The sequence below is a fragment of the Mesorhizobium sp. M1D.F.Ca.ET.043.01.1.1 genome, assembly GCF_003952385.1.
GTDB lineage: Bacteria > Pseudomonadota > Alphaproteobacteria > Rhizobiales > Rhizobiaceae > Mesorhizobium.
Map to the genome: position 1 here is coordinate 6671446 of NZ_CP034444.1, position 15089 is coordinate 6686534.

Below are 15089 nucleotides of genomic sequence, written 5' to 3' on the forward strand. Positions count from 1 at the left end.
GATCAGGCGGCCTTATCGACCGGCTTGGCCATGTCGACCACAACCCATCCTGGCCGGTAGGGGTGGGGCCGGCGACCCGTTTCCAGGAAACCATAGGCCGTATAGAGCGCGATGTTCCGCTCCATGCGCGAATTGGTGTAGAGCCGCACCTCCGGCAAGTCCCACAGCCGCGCCTGCTCATCGGCGAAATCGAGCAGCGCGATGCCCAGCCTCTTGCCTTGAAACGCCGGCGCCACGGCCACGCTGAAGATCATCGCATGATCCGCATGGCGTTCGAGCACGATCAGCCCGGCAAGTTCGGAGCCTTTTTCCAGCAGCCAAATCTCGCCGCGTTCGATGCGCGGCGCGTAGTCCTCGGTGACCGGGATCGGCGGCGCGCCGAGCAGGGCGGTGTAGGGCGCGTAGGCTTCCGTGGTCAGTCCGACGATGGCTGCGAGATCTTCGGGCCGGGCAAGTCTCATGATTGATCGACTCCGGCAGCGGCCGCGACCACCTTTGCCATGCCCGCGGCGATCGCCGCTACCGCAGCGCGGCTGGCATCGCCAAGCCCGTGGCGATCGGCCAGCCAATACGCATCGTTGTAGCACAGCCAGACCTGGCCTCGCGCATCCTCCCAGGCCAGCGCCTTGATCGGCAGGTCGATGCCGGCCAACTGGCGATCCTGCATCAGCGGCGTGCCACCTTTCGGGTGGCCGAAGATCAGCAACTCGGTCGGACGCAACGGCGCACCGATTTCATGCGCGCCGGCGGCATGGTCGATGCGCGCGAAGACGCGCAATCCCGCATTGGTAACGGTCTCAACGAGCCGGTCGATGGTTTCACCGACGCTGAAGCGGCTTTCGACGGAGACGAGGCCGTTGGTCGTCATCACTCCGCCGCTTCGCGCTTGCCTCCGGGGCGCCGCTCCAGAAGCTCCTTCAGGAACTGGCCGGTGTAGCTGCGCTTCTCGCGCACGATCGCTTCCGGTGTGCCCGATGCGACCAGCTCGCCGCCGCCGTCGCCGCCTTCTGGGCCGAGGTCGAGCACCCAGTCTGCGGTCTTGATGACTTCGAGATTGTGCTCAATCACCACCACCGTGTTGCCCTGGTCGACCAGCTCGTGCAGCACTTCGAGCAGCTTGGCGACGTCGTGGAAATGCAGGCCGGTGGTCGGCTCGTCGAGGATGTAGAGCGTCTTGCCGGTTGCCTTGCGCGACAGCTCCTTGGCGAGCTTGATGCGCTGCGCCTCGCCGCCCGACAGCGTCGTCGCCTGCTGGCCGATATGGATGTAGCCCAAGCCGACCTGCTTCAGCGTTTCCAGCTTGTCGCGCACGCCGGGCACCGCCGAGAAGAAGTCGACACCTTCCTCGACCGTCATGTCGAGCACGTCGGCGATCGACTTGCCCTTGAACAGCACGTCCAGCGTCTCGCGGTTGTAGCGCTTGCCGTGGCAGACGTCGCAGGTGACATAGACGTCGGGCAGGAAGTGCATCTCGATCTTGATGACGCCGTCGCCCTGGCAGGCCTCGCAGCGGCCGCCCTTGACGTTGAAGGAGAAGCGCCCCGGCTGATAGCCGCGCGCCTTGGCCTCCGGCAGACCGGCGAACCAGTCGCGGATCGGGGTGAAGGCGCCGGTATAGGTCGCCGGATTGGACCGCGGCGTGCGGCCGATCGGCGACTGGTCGATGTCGATGACCTTGTCGAGGAACTCCAGCCCCTCGATGCGGTCGTGCTCGGCCGGATGCTCGCGCGAGCCCATGATGCGGCGCGAGGCCGCCTTGAACAGCGTCTCGATCAGGAAGGTTGACTTGCCGCCACCGGACACGCCGGTCACGCAGGTGAAGGTGCCGAGCGGGATTTCCGCCGTGACATTCTTAAGGTTGTTGCCGCGCGCGCCGACGACCTTGATGCGCCGGTTCTTCTTCGCCTCGCGGCGCACTTCCGGCGTCGCCACTTCGAGCTCGCCCGACAGGTACTTGCCGGTGATCGAAGCGGGCGTCGCCATGATCTGCTGAGGCGTGCCTTGCGCGATGATCTCACCGCCGTGGATGCCGGCGGCCGGGCCGATGTCGACGACATAGTCGGCATGCAGGATGGCGTCCTCGTCATGCTCAACGACGATCACCGTGTTGCCGATGTCGCGCAGGTGCTTGAGCGTGTCGAGCAGGCGCGCATTGTCGCGCTGGTGCAGGCCGATCGACGGCTCGTCGAGCACATAGAGCACGCCGGTCAGGCCGGAGCCGATCTGCGAGGCGAGGCGGATGCGCTGGCTTTCGCCGCCGGACAGCGTGCCGGAATTGCGCGACAGGGTCAGATAGTCGAGGCCGACATCGTTGAGGAAGCGCAACCGCTCGCGGATTTCCTTCAGCACGCGGACCGCGATCTCGTTCTGCTTTTCGTTGAGCGCAGCCGGCAGGCCGGTGAACCACTGGTCGGCCTTGCGGATCGAAAGCTCGGTCACCTCGCCGATGTGCTTGCCGGCGATCTTGACCGCGAGCGCCTCCGGCTTCAGCCGGTAGCCATTGCAGGCGGGGCAAGGGGTGGCCGACATGAAGCGCTCGATCTCCTCGCGCATCCAGGCCGACTCCGTTTCCTTCCAGCGCCGGTCGAGATTGGGGATGACGCCCTCGAAGGTCTTGGTGGTCTTATAGGAGCGCAGGCCGTCGTCATACTGGAAGGTGATCTCGCGCTCGCCCGTGCCGTGCAGCACGGCCTCCTGTGCTTCGGCGCTCAGGTCCTTGAACTTGTCGCCGAGCTTGAAGCCATAGGCCTTGCCGAGCGCTTCCAGCGTCTGCGCGTAATAGGGCGAGGTCGATTTCGCCCACGGGCTGATGGCGCCGTCGCGCAGCGAGACGTTCTCGTCCGGCACCACGAGGTTGGCGTCGATGGCGCGCTGGCTGCCGAGGCCGTCGCAGGTCGGGCAGGCGCCGAACGGATTGTTGAAGGAGAACAGCCGTGGCTCGATCTCGGGAATGGTGAAGCCCGAGACCGGACAGGCGAATTTCTCCGAGAACATGATGCGCTCATGCGTCTCGTTCTTCGACTTGTTGACCGAGTCCTCGCCCGTCTGGCTGGCGTCGAGCGGCCTGTCGGCAAACTCGGCCACGGCAAGGCCCTCGGCGAGCTTCAGCGCGGTTTCCATCGAATCCGCAAGCCGCGTCGCCAGATCGCCGCGCACGACGATGCGGTCGACGACGACGTCGATGTCGTGCTTGTACTTCTTGTCCAGCGCCGGCACGTCGGCGATCTCGTAGAAGACGCCGTCGACCTTGACGCGCTGGAAGCCCTTCTTCTGCAGTTCCAGCAGTTCCTTGCGGTACTCGCCCTTGCGGCCGCGCACGATCGGCGCCAGCAAATAGAGGCGCGTGCCTTCGTCAAGCGCCAGCACCCGGTCGACCATCTGGCTGACGGTCTGGCTCTCGATCGGCAGGCCGGTGGCCGGCGAATAGGGAATGCCGACGCGCGCGAACAGCAGGCGCATGTAGTCGTAGATCTCGGTGACGGTGCCGACCGTCGAACGCGGGTTGCGCGAGGTCGTCTTCTGCTCGATCGAGATGGCGGGCGACAGGCCGTCGATCTGGTCGACGTCCGGCTTCTGCATCATTTCCAGGAACTGGCGGGCATAGGCCGACAGGCTTTCGACGTAACGGCGCTGGCCCTCGGCATAGATGGTGTCGAAGGCGAGCGACGACTTGCCGGAACCCGACAGCCCGGTCATGACGATCAGGCTGTCGCGCGGCAGGTCGAGATCGACGTTCTTGAGATTGTGTTCGCGGGCTCCGCGAATGGAAAGGTATTTTTGGTCGGCCATCGCCGGTCGCCGCCTCAGGTCTGGAATTTTCTGGATTGGGCGGGTTTGTCCCGGCCATCCCCTATGTAGGTAGTTTCGCCGCCGCGTCGAGAGACGCCACGATCTCGACGGAAGTTGCCAAGTACGGGTTTAACCGTCTTTCGCGCGAACGGGCAAGCGTAAAGAACAAAGGCCGAACACGCTCCTGACAAAGCGCTGTGGAAACAATGATCGCAAAAGCCGCTCCGGCCGATCGGCGAAAGGCATTCGACTTACCTGGACGTAACCTCCGAACGATCACATTTTTCGGTAACCGGCTATTCGACGGTTGACGCCGGCGACTCACGGGAGCAGTCTCGAAACGTCAACCGAAGCCGGCCGTCTTTCGATGGCCTCGTCACCCAAAGGTGGCCTGCGAGACGCCGTAGGCGATAGCGATTTGCGCTTCGAACGACATTGTCGCAACGGACCCAGGAGCGGAGCATGACGCCACCGGACAGTCCCTTGAGGCTCCACGCGTTGATGGAGCCGCGGCAGGCATAAGTGCCAGGACAGGCGCGAGCGCCAGTCCGACAAACCGTGACTTGTCGAATCCGTACAATCAGAGACCATAGTCGGATCGTCGGCTGAATGCCGCGTAGCATCCGAAACAGAACGCCGGCAGTCCACTCCCGGCTAAAGTTGGGTTTCAGATCCATGAAAGCCCCGTCCACCTGCGGAAGCAGCGGCGGGGCTTGAATTTTGAGGGACTGAGGATTTTCTTTCTCGACCTTGCAGCCGTTAGGCTCGCCGATCAGCGGTTGGGAGGCCTGATGCCGCCCGTTGCCATGTCGATGGTTATGCTGCCGGAAATCCTGACATCGGTATCGCCGATCTTGAACGTGCCGTTGCCGCCGGCCGGAAGAGCGTCGTCAGGCTCGGGCTGCGGCGCGGGCTTGGCGATACGGTAGTCGCCGCTGACGCCTGGAAGCTTCCGCGCCGAACCGTCGTCGCCAAAGGCTGCGGTGCTGCCGATCATGGCGCCGGCGAGAGCGGCGAGGGCGATGCGCAAATGTCTGGACTGCCGGTGCGTCGTCATTCGCCAACTATAGAGACGCGCCGGGAGCGAGGCCAGACACGGCGGCAATCAAATTGCCGCGCGTCTTCCATTCACCTCAGGCCACCTTCTTGCGCGTGTCGTAAACATGGTCGACGAGGCCCCAGGCCTTGGCCTCCGCGGCGGTCATGAAATAGTCGCGGTCGAGCGTGCGCTCGACCTCTTCGTAGCTGCGGCCGCAGTGCCTGGCATAGAGCTCCGTCATATGGCGCTTGGTGCGCAGAATGTCCTCGGCATGGCGCTGGATGTCGGAGGCCTGGCCCTGGAAGCCGCCGAGCGGCTGATGCAGCACGATCCTGGTGTTGGGCAGCGCGATGCGCCGCCCCGGCGAGCCGGCCATCAGCAGGAAAGAAGCCATCGAGGCGGCAAAGCCCATGCACACCGTCGACACCGGGCAGGAGATGTATTGCATCGTGTCGTAGATGGCGAAGCCGCTGGTCATCACGCCGCCCGGCGAGTTGATGTAGATCGATATCTCCTTGTCGGGATGGTCCGATTCCAGCGACAAAAGCTGCGCGCAGACCAGCGCCGACACGCCGTCATTGATCTCGCCGTTGATGAAGACGATGCGCTCGCGCAGCAGCCGCGAGAAAATGTCGAAGGCGCGTTCGCCGCGGCTCGACTGCTCGATCACCATCGGCACCAGATTGGCAAGGGCGCTCATGAGCCAGGTCTCCTCGGTTGTCGTCGGTCAAGCCGCGCGCAGCATCATGCAGGGCGCATTGGCGGCCGTCGGGTTCTTGCGCGCATCGAGCCAAAGCCCGCAGCCGGCGCCAGAAACGGCGATGACAGGCTGCGCGACCGGCGCGAAGCCGTCATGGACGATGCTGAGATGCGTGCCGCCGGAGGCCGTGCGCGCAAGCTTGAAGGTGACGACGCTATCGAATGCCGGCAGATGGTCGGCATCTTCGCCACTTGGCTGCTCGCGCCAGGAATAGCGCAGCAGCTTGCCGGGCTCGGCCTCGAGTACTTCGCACTCGATCGGTGCGTCCGGTCCGGCAAAGGCGAAGCGCTTGCCGGTTTCCGGCTTCATGTCGTTCGGCATCATCCAGGCCGCGAGCAGTTCGGGCTCGGTCAGCGCCCGCCAGACCCTTTCCGGTGGATCGGGAAGCTCGCACTCGAAGCTGAGCGGCGCATCGGCCGCCGCCGGGTGTTTCTTTGCCGTCATTGGTCCATTTCCCTCAGAACCGTCTTCAACCTCTCGATGCGCTCCGGCCAGAAGGCGCGGTAGCGTTCGATCCAGCCAAGCAGCGGATCGAGGCCTTGCGGGTCGGCGCGGTAGTAGGCATTGCGGCCGGCGCGACGCTCGACCACGAGGCCGGCGCCGCGCAGCACGGCAAGGTGCTGCGAGACGGCGGGCTGCGATACGCTCATGCCGGCGCGGAGCTCGGACACGCTCATCTCGCTTGCCGCGAGCCGTTCATAGACCGCGCGCCGTGTCGGATCGGCCAGGGCCCGGAAAATCTCTGCTTCGATCATGCACAAAGCATAAGTCGACACTTATTGGTTTGGCAAGTCTCGTTTTATGATGTCCAGCGTCTCACCGGCTCCGCGGCTCCGTCGAAGGTTGCCTCGAAGACAGGCGATGCAAGCACGGCATGAATGTGAAGCGTGCCGGGACCAACGTTACGGAAGCCATGCCTGCGTTGTGCGGGAATGATCAGCGACTGTCCGGTAGTGAGCACGGCATGCCGGTCGTCGATCCACATTTCGGCTTCACCGGCAATCACCGTCAGAACTTCCTCGACTGAGTGCCTATGCGTCGGCGCGCCCATGCCGGGCGCCACCCACTGCTCGAATATGCAAAGCTCGGCTGCGCCGTTGGCGGCGGCTGTGTGCATGCGGGTTTCCACTCCGGTCCGCCAATTTTCGCGCGGCTGATCCTCATGCTTGACGATGTCCACCGAGATACCCCCTTTGTTTCCTGCGCAGGAATACTACCTGTTGCTGACATTCCTTGACAGAAACAATGGTCCGGACTAGAACGAAAAGAGAACAAAAACCTTGTGGGAAAAGCCAGCCTTTGCAGGCATGGGCGACCTGCAGGCTGTAAGGTGAGCGACTTGAAATTTGTTTCGGATGAGCGCGGAGAAGTACGATGGCGGGTAGCGTCAACAAGGTCATTCTGGTCGGCAACCTCGGAGCGGACCCTGAAATCCGCCGCCTGAATTCGGGCGATCCGGTCGTCAACATCCGCATCGCCACGTCGGAAAGCTGGCGCGACAAGAATTCCGGCGAGCGCAAGGAAAAGACCGAGTGGCACAATGTCGTCATCTTCAACGACCAGCTAGCCAAAGTGGCCGAGCAGTATTTGAAGAAGGGCATGAAGGTCTATGTCGAAGGCCAGCTGCAGACACGCAAATGGCAGGACCAGACCGGCAATGACCGCTACACGACCGAGGTCGTGCTGCAGAAGTTCCGCGGCGAGTTGCAGATGCTCGACGCGCGCGGCGAGGGTGGCGGCCAGGTCGGCAGCTATGCCGGCGGCGGCAACAGCCGCGGTTCCGATTTCGGCCAGTCCGGCCCGAACGAAGGTTTCAGCCGCGGCGGCGGTGGCGGTTCCAGGGGCGGTGGCGGCGGTTCGTCGCGCGAGCTGGACGACGAGATTCCGTTCTAAGCCTTTCGAGACGATCGGTTGAGGGAAAGGCGCGATGTCGCCAGGACCATTGCTGACGGCGCCTCCTCCCATTCTATGGCATGCGTTCGCCGCCGTCGCCGCATTGGCGATAGGCGGGACGCAGCTTGCGCTGCCGAAGGGCACGGCGCGCCACCGCGTGCTGGGCTATGTCTGGGCGGCCCTGATGCTGGTCATCGCCGTCTCGAGCTTCTGGATCCAGCAGATCCGCCTGATCGGGCCGTTCAGCCCGATCCATATCCTGTCTATCCTGGTGATTGTCACCGCGCCGCTGGCGGTATGGTATGCGCACACCCATAAGGTGGCCGCGCATCGCAGCGCCATGATAAAGCTCTATCTGTTCGCGCTGGTCGGCGCCGGCATCTTCACCCTGCTGCCCGGCCGCATCATGCACGCCGTCGTGTTCGGTCAGTAGGGCAGTATCGCAAGGAAGATCATCGTGAAAGCACGCGTCAAATGGGTCGAGGAACGCACCTTTGTCGGCGAGTCCGGCAGCGGTCACAAGGTCGTGCTGGGCACGGCGCATGGGCCGGAGGGCCGGACGCCGGGGCCGAGCCCGATGGAGCTGGTGCTGATCGGCACCGGCGGCTGCTCGGCCTATGACGTCGTCCATATCCTGGAAAAAGGCCGCGAGGCGGTCGAGGACTGCGTGGTCGAGCTCGACGCCGATCGCGCCGAGACCGAGCCGCGCGTCTTCACCCGCATCCACATGCATTTCATCGTCAAGGGCCGATCCCTGTCGCGCGACAAGGTGAAACGCGCGATCGACCTGTCGATCGAGAAATACTGCTCGGCCACAGCCATGATGGCGAAGACCGCGACGGTCACGCATGATTTCGAAGTGGTCGATACGGCGGTGAAGTAGAGCAGTAGGAAGAGGCGTCCTAGTGCGTTTCACCGTTTCACGGAAACGGCGAAACGCCCTATCTCCTTGTTTTTACGCAATTCCGGACGGAAAACCGCTCACACTTTTCCTGGAATTGCTCTAGGCGGCCATAAGCGCCCTGACGCCATCGGCGACGAACTGCACGGCCAACGCCGCCAGGATCACGCCAAGCAGCCGGGTCAGGATCGAGCGGCCGGTCTGGCCGAGGATGCGGTCGATGCGCTCGGCGAGCACGAAGACCAGATAGGTGAGGACGAGGCAGATCGCGATGATGCCGACCAGCGCGGCTTGAGCGCCAAAACCCTCGAAATGTCCCGACAGCAGCACGGTCGCCGAAATCGCGCCGGGGCCGGCGATCAGTGGGATCGCCAGCGGGAAGGCGGCGATGTTGTGGATCATGTCCTTGGTGATGGCGACGTCGCCTATCTTCTCCTTGCGGTCCTGACGCCGCTCGAACACCATCTCGAAGGCGATGAAGAAGAGCAGGAAGCCGCCGGCGACGCGGAAGGCCGGCAACGTGATGCCGAACACCGACAGGATCGAGGCGCCGGCGACGGCGAACAGCGCCATCACCAGGAAGCCGATCACCGAGGCGCGCACCGAGACCTGCTGGCGCTCCTCGCGGTTCATGCCGCGCGTCACGGCAAGGAAGAGCGGCGCCAACCCCGGCGGGTCGATGGTCACCAGGATGGTGACGAAGGCGTTGAACAGGCTGTCGAAGCTCGGCATCGGTGGTCCCCTCCCGCCGGGCGACGCCCTAGCTCTTCAATTGGTAGAGCAAAGCGGGAGCGGTGGGAACAGCCGGAAGGGGATTTCAGCCGGATAGAGCGGGATGCAGGTCAATAGAAAAGTCGGCATCCCGCTCTATCTGTTTATTTAGCCGCATTTCTGCGACGCCAAGTGATTCCACTTGGCTGCAAATACTCAGTCCGCTTTGCCGCAATAGGCCTCGAGCCGGTAGCCGTCAGGGTCGATGACGAACGCCGCATAGTAGTTGTCGCCATAGGCGGCGCGCAGGCCGGGCTGGCCGTTGTCCTTGCCGCCTTCGCGCAGCGCCGCCGCATGGAACGCGTCGACGCTGGCGCGCGTGGGCGCCGCGAAGCAAAAATGCAGGCCGGAGTCTCTATCCGCCGGCACGGGTTTGCCGGCGTCATTGACCCAGTAGCGCGCCGCTTCCTTGCCATAGCCCAGCGAGCCCGGCGATTGGCTGAGGCAGGTGTAGCCGAGAGGCTTGAGCGCTGCATCGAAGAATCGCTTCGAGGCGTCGCTGTCTTGAACGCCGATCGAGATGTGGTCGAACATCGTTTTCTCCGTCGTTACAACAGGTTGGTTGATCAGGCTGGAGTCGCGCGGCGGGCCAGGAACTCTACCTCGGTGCGCCAGGTCGCGCCGCCATCATGCGAACGTTCGCCCAGCCAGCGGAACGAACTTTCGGTGATGCGCGAGAAGCTCCAGCGCACCGAGGAACCGCTGCCGTCGGCGCCGATCTGGACGATCGTGTCGCCCTCGGCGCGGCTGAGCTGCCGGCTGTAATACTGGTTGCGGGGATCGCTCCAGAAGATGTGCCAGGCGTCCGCGCCGGGGTCGTAGACGCGCAGCGTCGTGCCGTAGAAGGTCCATGGCCCGAGCGATGGCGAGGGACCGGCATCGCGTGCGGGCAGGATCCACACGTCCTGAACCGCCTTGCCTTCCAGGACCCAGCCGAAATGCACCTCGCCACGTCCGGTCAGCTTGGTGCCGTCCTCCAAGGTGCGCGTGGCCTCGAACGTCCAGGCGCCGATGAAGCGGCCGTAAAGTTTCAATTTGTCGGCGAGGTCCGCATCGGGACCGTCGCTGCGCAAGGCTTCGGCAAAGGGATCGGTCATGGTTGCTGCCTCGTTTGTCAGGAGAGGACAAGCAATAGGGGCATGGCGGGTTCTGCGCTTGGGAAAAATTGCTATCTTTCGGCGATGACGACGACCGCGAAAAACCTTGCCTCGGGATCTGGCTGGCAGGTGTCGGACGTAATCTGCACCGCCGGCGCCGGCGACAGGCCGTTCGAGGAACAGCACCGTATTTTCTGCGTCGCCGCGGTGACCAGCGGTACGTTCCGCTACCGCACGCGCCAGGGCTCAGCGATGCTTGCTCCCGGCGCCATCCTGCTCGGCAATCCCGGCACTTGCTATGAGTGCGGGCACGAGCACGGCACCGGCGACCGCTGCCTCTCCTTCCATTTTTCTTCCCCCTATATGGAGCGCCTGGTCGCGGATGTACCGGGCGCGAAGCGGCTTGGCTTCGCCGGTCCACGGCTGCCGCCCTTGGCGGCCCTGGCGCCATTGCTGGCGCAAGCGGAGGCAGCGCGGGAAACAGCCGACAGCGAGGCGTTCGAGGAATTTGGACTGCGCATCGCCGGCGCGGTGGTCGCGGCTGCGGCGGATTCGTCCGAGATTGCCCGGACACCCAGCCGGCGCGACCAGAAACGCGTTGCCGAGGCGGTGCGCCTGATAGAGCTCAATGCCGAGCGGCCGCTGTCGCTCAGCGAACTCGCCGACGGCACGGCGACCAGCCCATATCATTTCCTGCGCACGTTCCGGCAGGTCGTCGGCATGACGCCCTACCAATTCCTGTTGAGGACCAGGCTGCACCACGCCGCGGTGCGGCTGCGCACGTCGGACGAGGCGATCTCGACAATCGCTTTCGATGCCGGCTTCAACGACCTGTCGACCTTCAACCGCCGGTTCAAGCGCGAGATGGGAGAGGCGCCCGGCATCTATCGCGCCAAACGGACGGGCGGATGCAGACGTCAGCCAAAGCCGTTCGACACAGCCGGCCTTGACTGACAAGGGCGAAATGCAGCTCGGCCATATCGTCGCAATCAGCGGTATCCATTTGAAATTACCGTCGAAATTGTCTCTGGAAAAGTGCCGTCGCCATTGGAGTTTCTACCCGGCTTCCTATATAAGCAGCCAGTGATTCCCGACTGGATTGTGACCTGATTTGACCGACCAGAAGACACCGCGCGGGCCGGAGGGCGGCCCCACCGGCATCGAGCCGATTTCGATCATCGAGGAGATGCAGCGCTCCTATCTCGATTACGCCATGAGCGTGATCGTCAGCCGCGCGCTGCCCGACGTGCGCGACGGCCTGAAGCCTGTGCACCGCCGCATCCTCTATGCCTCGCACGAGAGCGGCTACCACTGGAACCGCAAATATGTGAAGTCGGCGCGCCCGGTCGCCGACGTGATGGGTAAATACCATCCGCATGGCGACGCCTCGATTTACGACGCGCTGGTACGCATGGCGCAGGACTGGTCGCTGCGCGTGCCGCTGATCGACGGTCAGGGCAATTTCGGCTCGATCGACGGCGATCCGCCGGCGGCGATGCGATACACCGAGTCCCGGCTGACCAAGGTCGCGCACGAGTTGCTGGAAGACATCGACAAGGAAACCGTCGATTTCCAGGACACTTACGACGCTTCAGGCAGCGAACCGAAGGTGTTGCCGGCGCGCTTCCCGAACCTGCTCGTCAACGGCTCGGGCGGCATCGCCGTCGGCATGGCCACCAACATCCCGCCGCACAACCTGGCCGAGGTCTGCAACGGTGCCATCGCCATCATCGACAATCCGGCGATCGACCTGCCGTCGCTGATGGAAATCGTGCCCGGTCCGGATTTCCCGACCGGCGGCATCGTGCTTGGCCGTTCCGGCATCTACAACGCCTATTCGACGGGCCGCGGCTCGATCGTCATGCGCGGCCGCGTCAACATCGAGGCGCGCGGCAACGACCGTGAATCGATCATCATCACCGAGATTCCCTATCAGGTGAACAAGGCGGCGATGATCGAGAAGATGGCGGAACTGGTGCGCGAGAAGCGCATCGAGGGCATTTCCGACATCCGCGACGAGAGCGATCGCCAGGGCTACCGCGTCGTCGTCGAACTGAAGCGCGAGGCCGTTGCCGACGTCATCCTCAACCAGCTTTACCGCTTCACGCCGCTGCAGACCTCGTTCGGCGCCAACATGGTGGCGCTGAACGGCGGCAAGCCGGAAGTGCTGACGCTGATCGACATGCTGAAGGCCTTCGTCGGCTTCCGCGAGGAGGTGATCAGCCGGCGCACGAAGTACCTTTTGCGCAAGGCGCGCGAGAGAGCCCATGTGCTGGTCGGTCTTGCGATCGCGGTCGCTAACATCGACGAGGTGATCAAGCTGATCCGCACCGCCCCCGATCCGCAGACGGCGCGCGAGCAGTTGATGGAGCGGCGCTGGCCATCCCACGACGTCGCTCCGCTGATCCAGCTGATCGACGATCCGCGTCACCGCATCAACGAGGACGGCACCTACAATCTCTCGGAAGAGCAGGCCCGCGCCATCCTCGATCTGCGCCTGCAGCGCCTGACCGCGCTCGGCCGCGACGAGATCGCCGATGAATTGAACAAGATCGGCGCCGAAATCGTTGATTACCTTGATATTTTGTCTTCTCGCGCGCGCATCCAGCAGATCGTCAAGGACGAGCTGATCGCGGTGCGCGACGAGTTCGGCACACCGCGCCGCACCGAGCTCGCCGAAGGCGGGGCGGACATGGAAGACGAGGACCTGATCCAGCGCGAGGACATGGTCGTCACGGTCAGCCATTCCGGCTACATCAAGCGCGTGCCGCTCTCGCTCTACCGGGCACAGCGCCGCGGCGGCAAGGGCCGCTCCGGCATGTCGACGAAGGAAGAGGATTTCGTCACCCGGCTGTTCGTCGCCAACACGCATACGCCGGTGCTGTTCTTCTCCTCGCGCGGCATCGTCTACAAGGAAAAGGTCTGGCGGCTGCCGGTTGGCAACCCGCAGTCGCGCGGCAAGGCGCTGATCAACATGCTGCCGCTGGAGCAGGGCGAGCGCATCACCACCATCATGCCGCTGCCCGAGGACGAGACGAGTTGGGGCGAACTCGACGTGATGTTCGCCACCACGCGTGGCACGGTGCGCCGCAACAAGCTGTCCGACTTCGTCCAGGTCAACCGCAACGGCAAGATCGCCATGAAGCTGGAGGAAGAGGGCGATGAGATCCTCGGCGTCGAGACGTGCACCGACAATGACGACGTGCTGCTGACGGCGAATTCCGGCCAGTGCATCCGCTTTTCGGTCTCCGACGTGCGCGTCTTCCAGAGCCGCAATTCCGTCGGCGTGCGCGGCATCGCCATGGCCGAGACCGATCGCGTGATCTCGATGTCGGTGATCGAGCATGTCGACGCCTCGCCCGCGGAGCGTGCCGCCTATCTCAAGCGCGCTGCCGCCGAGCGCCGCCTTGCGGCCGGAACGGCCGGCGAGGAGGAGGAGATCGCGCTCACCAATGAGGAGATCGGCGAGGAGGCGGAACTTTCCGAGGAGCGCTACGACTTCCTCAAGATGCACGAGCAGCTCGTGCTGACGGTTACCGAATATGGCTACGGCAAGCGCTCGTCGTCCTATGATTTCCGCCTCACCGGCCGCGGCGGCAAGGGCATCCGTGCCACCGATGTCTCGAAAACGGCCGAGATCGGCCGGCTGGTGGCGACCTTCTCGGTCGGCAACGACGATCAGATCATGCTGGTTTCGGACGGCGGCACCGTCATCCGCGTGCCGGTCAATGGCATACGCTTCGCCAGCCGCGCCACCAAGGGCGTGACCATCTTCAACACGGCCGAAGGCGAGAAGGTGGTGTCGGTGGAACGGATCTCGGAGCCGCAGTCGGACGAGGAAGCCGAAGATAGCTCAGCAGTCGAGACCGGGTCCGAAGAGCCGGGCCAGACCGATACTGAATAGCCTGGCTGGCGTCACCGGCCTTCGGGCCGGTGCGGTCGTTCTCGGGGTTGGAGCTGGGGTCAGAAGTGACGGTAGGGCTTGCGGCCAACGAAACCTTCGAGACGCTTGGTGTTGGCCTTGACGCGCACCCGCGCTGCTTCCTGATGCAACCCGAATGCGGTGGCGATCAGCATCACGATGGTCATTGCAGTGGCAAGCATGTAGATCAGCATTTGCGTGTTCTCCTGCGCTTACAACGATAAAGATGGTGCTTTGGTTTCATCTCCTGAAGCGGCAACCTAGTGAACGCTGCGTGAAGCGTTCGTGATTGTCGCATTCATCTGTCGTTCATGTCCGTGAAAAGGTTCACGGGCATTGCACATTCGGGCACATCAATGGGATTTGCCTTTGTTTGAGAGGCTCGCTAGAAGCCTGCCATGACTGAACGCACCGCCCTTTATGCCGGCTCCTTCGACCCGCTGACCAACGGACATCTCGATGTCTTGAAGGCTTCGCTTGCCGTGGCCGACACGGTCTACGCCGCGATCGGCGTCCACCCCGGCAAGACGCCGCTGTTTTCCTTCGAAGACCGTGAGAAGCTGATCGAGGCGGCGACCAAGGCCGAGTTCGGCCGTGACAGCGCCCGCATCAGGGTCGTCTCGTTCGATGGCCTCGTCATCGACGCCGCCAGGAAGCATGGCGCCTCGATCATCATCCGCGGCCTGCGCGACGGCACCGATCTCGACTACGAGATGCAGATGGCCGGCATGAACGAGACGATGGCGCCGGAACTGCAGACGGTTTTCCTGCCGGCCAGCCCTTCGGTGCGCACCATTACCGCCACACTTGTCCGCCAGATTGCGTCGATGGGCGGCGACATCCGCCCGTTCGTGCCGGCGGCCGTTGCCGGCGCGCTCGCCGCCAAATTTGCGAAATAACCTTTCGGAGAAGAGTTC

Annotated in this window: 18 protein-coding genes; 6 read left to right on the forward strand and 12 right to left on the reverse strand. The window is 63.8% G+C overall.

Translation table 11 applies throughout. The features are described from left to right. Window positions 1-2 precede the first annotated feature (2 nt). The 8 genes from EJ067_RS32090 to EJ067_RS32125 form a co-directional block, all read right to left on the reverse strand. Window positions 3-461, reverse strand: coding sequence for a GNAT family N-acetyltransferase (locus EJ067_RS32090; RefSeq protein ID WP_126089088.1), 459 nt, complete (start codon window positions 459-461; stop codon window positions 3-5). Continuing rightward, the gene (locus tag EJ067_RS32095; RefSeq protein WP_210211676.1) at window positions 458-868 is read right to left on the reverse strand and encodes a DUF302 domain-containing protein; all 411 of its coding nucleotides are present in this window, start codon (window positions 866-868) and stop codon (window positions 458-460) included. The genes EJ067_RS32090 and EJ067_RS32095 overlap by 4 nt, the downstream gene beginning before the upstream one ends. Continuing rightward, window positions 868-3789, reverse strand: a complete 2922-nt coding sequence (gene uvrA / locus EJ067_RS32100) for an excinuclease ABC subunit UvrA (RefSeq protein WP_126089090.1) — start codon at window positions 3787-3789, stop codon at window positions 868-870. The genes EJ067_RS32095 and uvrA overlap by 1 nt, the downstream gene beginning before the upstream one ends. A 772-nt stretch (window positions 3790-4561) precedes the next feature. Then, complete coding sequence (locus EJ067_RS32105; RefSeq protein WP_126089827.1) at window positions 4562-4786, reverse strand: hypothetical protein; 225 nt, start codon at window positions 4784-4786, stop codon at window positions 4562-4564. A 136-nt stretch (window positions 4787-4922) separates the two neighbouring features. Next, window positions 4923-5528, reverse strand: a complete 606-nt coding sequence (locus EJ067_RS32110; RefSeq protein ID WP_126089091.1) for an ATP-dependent Clp protease proteolytic subunit — start codon at window positions 5526-5528, stop codon at window positions 4923-4925. 27 nt (window positions 5529-5555) lie between these two features. Next, window positions 5556-6032: an SRPBCC domain-containing protein gene (locus EJ067_RS32115; RefSeq protein WP_126089092.1), complete on the reverse strand. Its 477-nt coding sequence runs from the start codon at window positions 6030-6032 to the stop codon at window positions 5556-5558. Continuing rightward, window positions 6029-6343 carry a metalloregulator ArsR/SmtB family transcription factor gene (locus EJ067_RS32120; RefSeq protein ID WP_126089093.1) on the reverse strand — a complete coding sequence of 105 codons (315 nt, stop codon included), beginning with the start codon at window positions 6341-6343 and terminating at the stop codon, window positions 6029-6031. Before EJ067_RS32120 ends, EJ067_RS32115 begins: the two co-directional genes overlap by 4 nt. 44 nt (window positions 6344-6387) lie before the next feature. Beyond that, window positions 6388-6705 carry a cupin domain-containing protein gene (locus EJ067_RS32125; protein ID WP_245468097.1) on the reverse strand — a complete coding sequence of 106 codons (318 nt, stop codon included), beginning with the start codon at window positions 6703-6705 and terminating at the stop codon, window positions 6388-6390. A gap of 257 nt (window positions 6706-6962) precedes the next feature. Here EJ067_RS32125 and EJ067_RS32130 point away from each other — a divergent pair, with 257 nt between their 5' ends. From EJ067_RS32130 to EJ067_RS32140, 3 genes are read left to right on the forward strand one after another with little or no spacing between them, the layout of a single operon-like run. Beyond that, a complete protein-coding gene (locus tag EJ067_RS32130) occupies window positions 6963-7481 on the forward strand; it encodes a single-stranded DNA-binding protein (RefSeq protein ID WP_067319755.1) in 519 nt (172 codons plus the stop codon). Window positions 7482-7515: 34 nt separating this feature from the next. Beyond that, the gene (locus EJ067_RS32135) at window positions 7516-7914 is read left to right on the forward strand and encodes a DUF2306 domain-containing protein (protein WP_126089095.1); all 399 of its coding nucleotides are present in this window, start codon (window positions 7516-7518) and stop codon (window positions 7912-7914) included. A 24-nt stretch (window positions 7915-7938) separates the two neighbouring features. Continuing rightward, window positions 7939-8364 (forward strand): OsmC family protein, encoded by a 426-nt coding sequence (locus EJ067_RS32140; protein ID WP_126089096.1) that lies wholly within the window; start codon window positions 7939-7941, stop codon window positions 8362-8364. A gap of 120 nt (window positions 8365-8484) precedes the next feature. Here the strand turns inward: EJ067_RS32140 and EJ067_RS32145 are convergent, their stop codons facing one another. The 3 genes from EJ067_RS32145 to EJ067_RS32155 form a co-directional block, all read right to left on the reverse strand. Further along, window positions 8485-9114: a MarC family protein gene (locus EJ067_RS32145; RefSeq protein WP_126089097.1), complete on the reverse strand. Its 630-nt coding sequence runs from the start codon at window positions 9112-9114 to the stop codon at window positions 8485-8487. A 195-nt stretch (window positions 9115-9309) separates the two neighbouring features. Beyond that, complete coding sequence (locus tag EJ067_RS32150) at window positions 9310-9687, reverse strand: VOC family protein (RefSeq protein ID WP_126089098.1); 378 nt, start codon at window positions 9685-9687, stop codon at window positions 9310-9312. A gap of 32 nt (window positions 9688-9719) precedes the next feature. Beyond that, window positions 9720-10250: a hypothetical protein gene (locus EJ067_RS32155; RefSeq protein ID WP_126089099.1), complete on the reverse strand. Its 531-nt coding sequence runs from the start codon at window positions 10248-10250 to the stop codon at window positions 9720-9722. Between the two features lie 84 nt (window positions 10251-10334). On the opposite strand from EJ067_RS32155, the gene EJ067_RS32160 reads away from it, so the two are divergent. Together EJ067_RS32160 and gyrA are read left to right on the forward strand one after the other, a co-directional pair. Further along, entirely contained in the window at window positions 10335-11204 is an 870-nt protein-coding gene (locus EJ067_RS32160; protein WP_126089828.1) for an AraC family transcriptional regulator, read from the forward strand. A 157-nt stretch (window positions 11205-11361) separates the two neighbouring features. Further along, window positions 11362-14154 (forward strand): DNA gyrase subunit A, encoded by a 2793-nt coding sequence (gene gyrA / locus EJ067_RS32165; RefSeq protein WP_126089100.1) that lies wholly within the window; start codon window positions 11362-11364, stop codon window positions 14152-14154. A gap of 59 nt (window positions 14155-14213) precedes the next feature. Here gyrA and EJ067_RS32170 read toward each other — a convergent pair whose 3' ends face one another. Continuing rightward, on the reverse strand, window positions 14214-14366 hold the full coding sequence (locus EJ067_RS32170) for a hypothetical protein (protein ID WP_126089101.1): 153 nt from the start codon (window positions 14364-14366) through the stop codon (window positions 14214-14216). A gap of 204 nt (window positions 14367-14570) precedes the next feature. Here EJ067_RS32170 and coaD point away from each other — a divergent pair, with 204 nt between their 5' ends. Then, entirely contained in the window at window positions 14571-15071 is a 501-nt protein-coding gene (gene coaD, locus EJ067_RS32175; RefSeq protein WP_126089102.1) for a pantetheine-phosphate adenylyltransferase, read from the forward strand. The last annotated feature ends 18 nt before the right edge of the window (window positions 15072-15089 follow it).

What these genes read in the sequence shown, in the direction of transcription:
- EJ067_RS32090 (WP_126089088.1), bottom strand. Translation starts at nt 461, where the DNA reads ATGAGACTTGCCCGGCCCGAAGATCTCGCAGCCATCGTCGGACTGACC.
- EJ067_RS32095 (WP_210211676.1), bottom strand. Translation starts at nt 868, where the DNA reads ATGACGACCAACGGCCTCGTCTCCGTCGAAAGCCGCTTCAGCGTCGGT.
- uvrA (WP_126089090.1), bottom strand. Translation starts at nt 3,789, where the DNA reads ATGGCCGACCAAAAATACCTTTCCATTCGCGGAGCCCGCGAACACAAT.
- EJ067_RS32105 (WP_126089827.1), bottom strand. Translation starts at nt 4,786, where the DNA reads ATGATCGGCAGCACCGCAGCCTTTGGCGACGACGGTTCGGCGCGGAAG.
- EJ067_RS32110 (WP_126089091.1), bottom strand. Translation starts at nt 5,528, where the DNA reads ATGAGCGCCCTTGCCAATCTGGTGCCGATGGTGATCGAGCAGTCGAGC.
- EJ067_RS32115 (WP_126089092.1), bottom strand. Translation starts at nt 6,032, where the DNA reads ATGACGGCAAAGAAACACCCGGCGGCGGCCGATGCGCCGCTCAGCTTC.
- EJ067_RS32120 (WP_126089093.1), bottom strand. Translation starts at nt 6,343, where the DNA reads ATGATCGAAGCAGAGATTTTCCGGGCCCTGGCCGATCCGACACGGCGC.
- EJ067_RS32125 (WP_245468097.1), bottom strand. Translation starts at nt 6,705, where the DNA reads ATGCACACAGCCGCCGCCAACGGCGCAGCCGAGCTTTGCATATTCGAG.
- EJ067_RS32130 (WP_067319755.1), top strand. Translation starts at nt 6,963, where the DNA reads ATGGCGGGTAGCGTCAACAAGGTCATTCTGGTCGGCAACCTCGGAGCG.
- EJ067_RS32135 (WP_126089095.1), top strand. Translation starts at nt 7,516, where the DNA reads ATGTCGCCAGGACCATTGCTGACGGCGCCTCCTCCCATTCTATGGCAT.
- EJ067_RS32145 (WP_126089097.1), bottom strand. Translation starts at nt 9,114, where the DNA reads ATGCCGAGCTTCGACAGCCTGTTCAACGCCTTCGTCACCATCCTGGTG.
- EJ067_RS32150 (WP_126089098.1), bottom strand. Translation starts at nt 9,687, where the DNA reads ATGTTCGACCACATCTCGATCGGCGTTCAAGACAGCGACGCCTCGAAG.
- EJ067_RS32155 (WP_126089099.1), bottom strand. Translation starts at nt 10,250, where the DNA reads ATGACCGATCCCTTTGCCGAAGCCTTGCGCAGCGACGGTCCCGATGCG.
- EJ067_RS32160 (WP_126089828.1), top strand. Translation starts at nt 10,335, where the DNA reads ATGACGACGACCGCGAAAAACCTTGCCTCGGGATCTGGCTGGCAGGTG.
- EJ067_RS32170 (WP_126089101.1), bottom strand. Translation starts at nt 14,366, where the DNA reads ATGCTGATCTACATGCTTGCCACTGCAATGACCATCGTGATGCTGATC.
- coaD (WP_126089102.1), top strand. Translation starts at nt 14,571, where the DNA reads ATGACTGAACGCACCGCCCTTTATGCCGGCTCCTTCGACCCGCTGACC.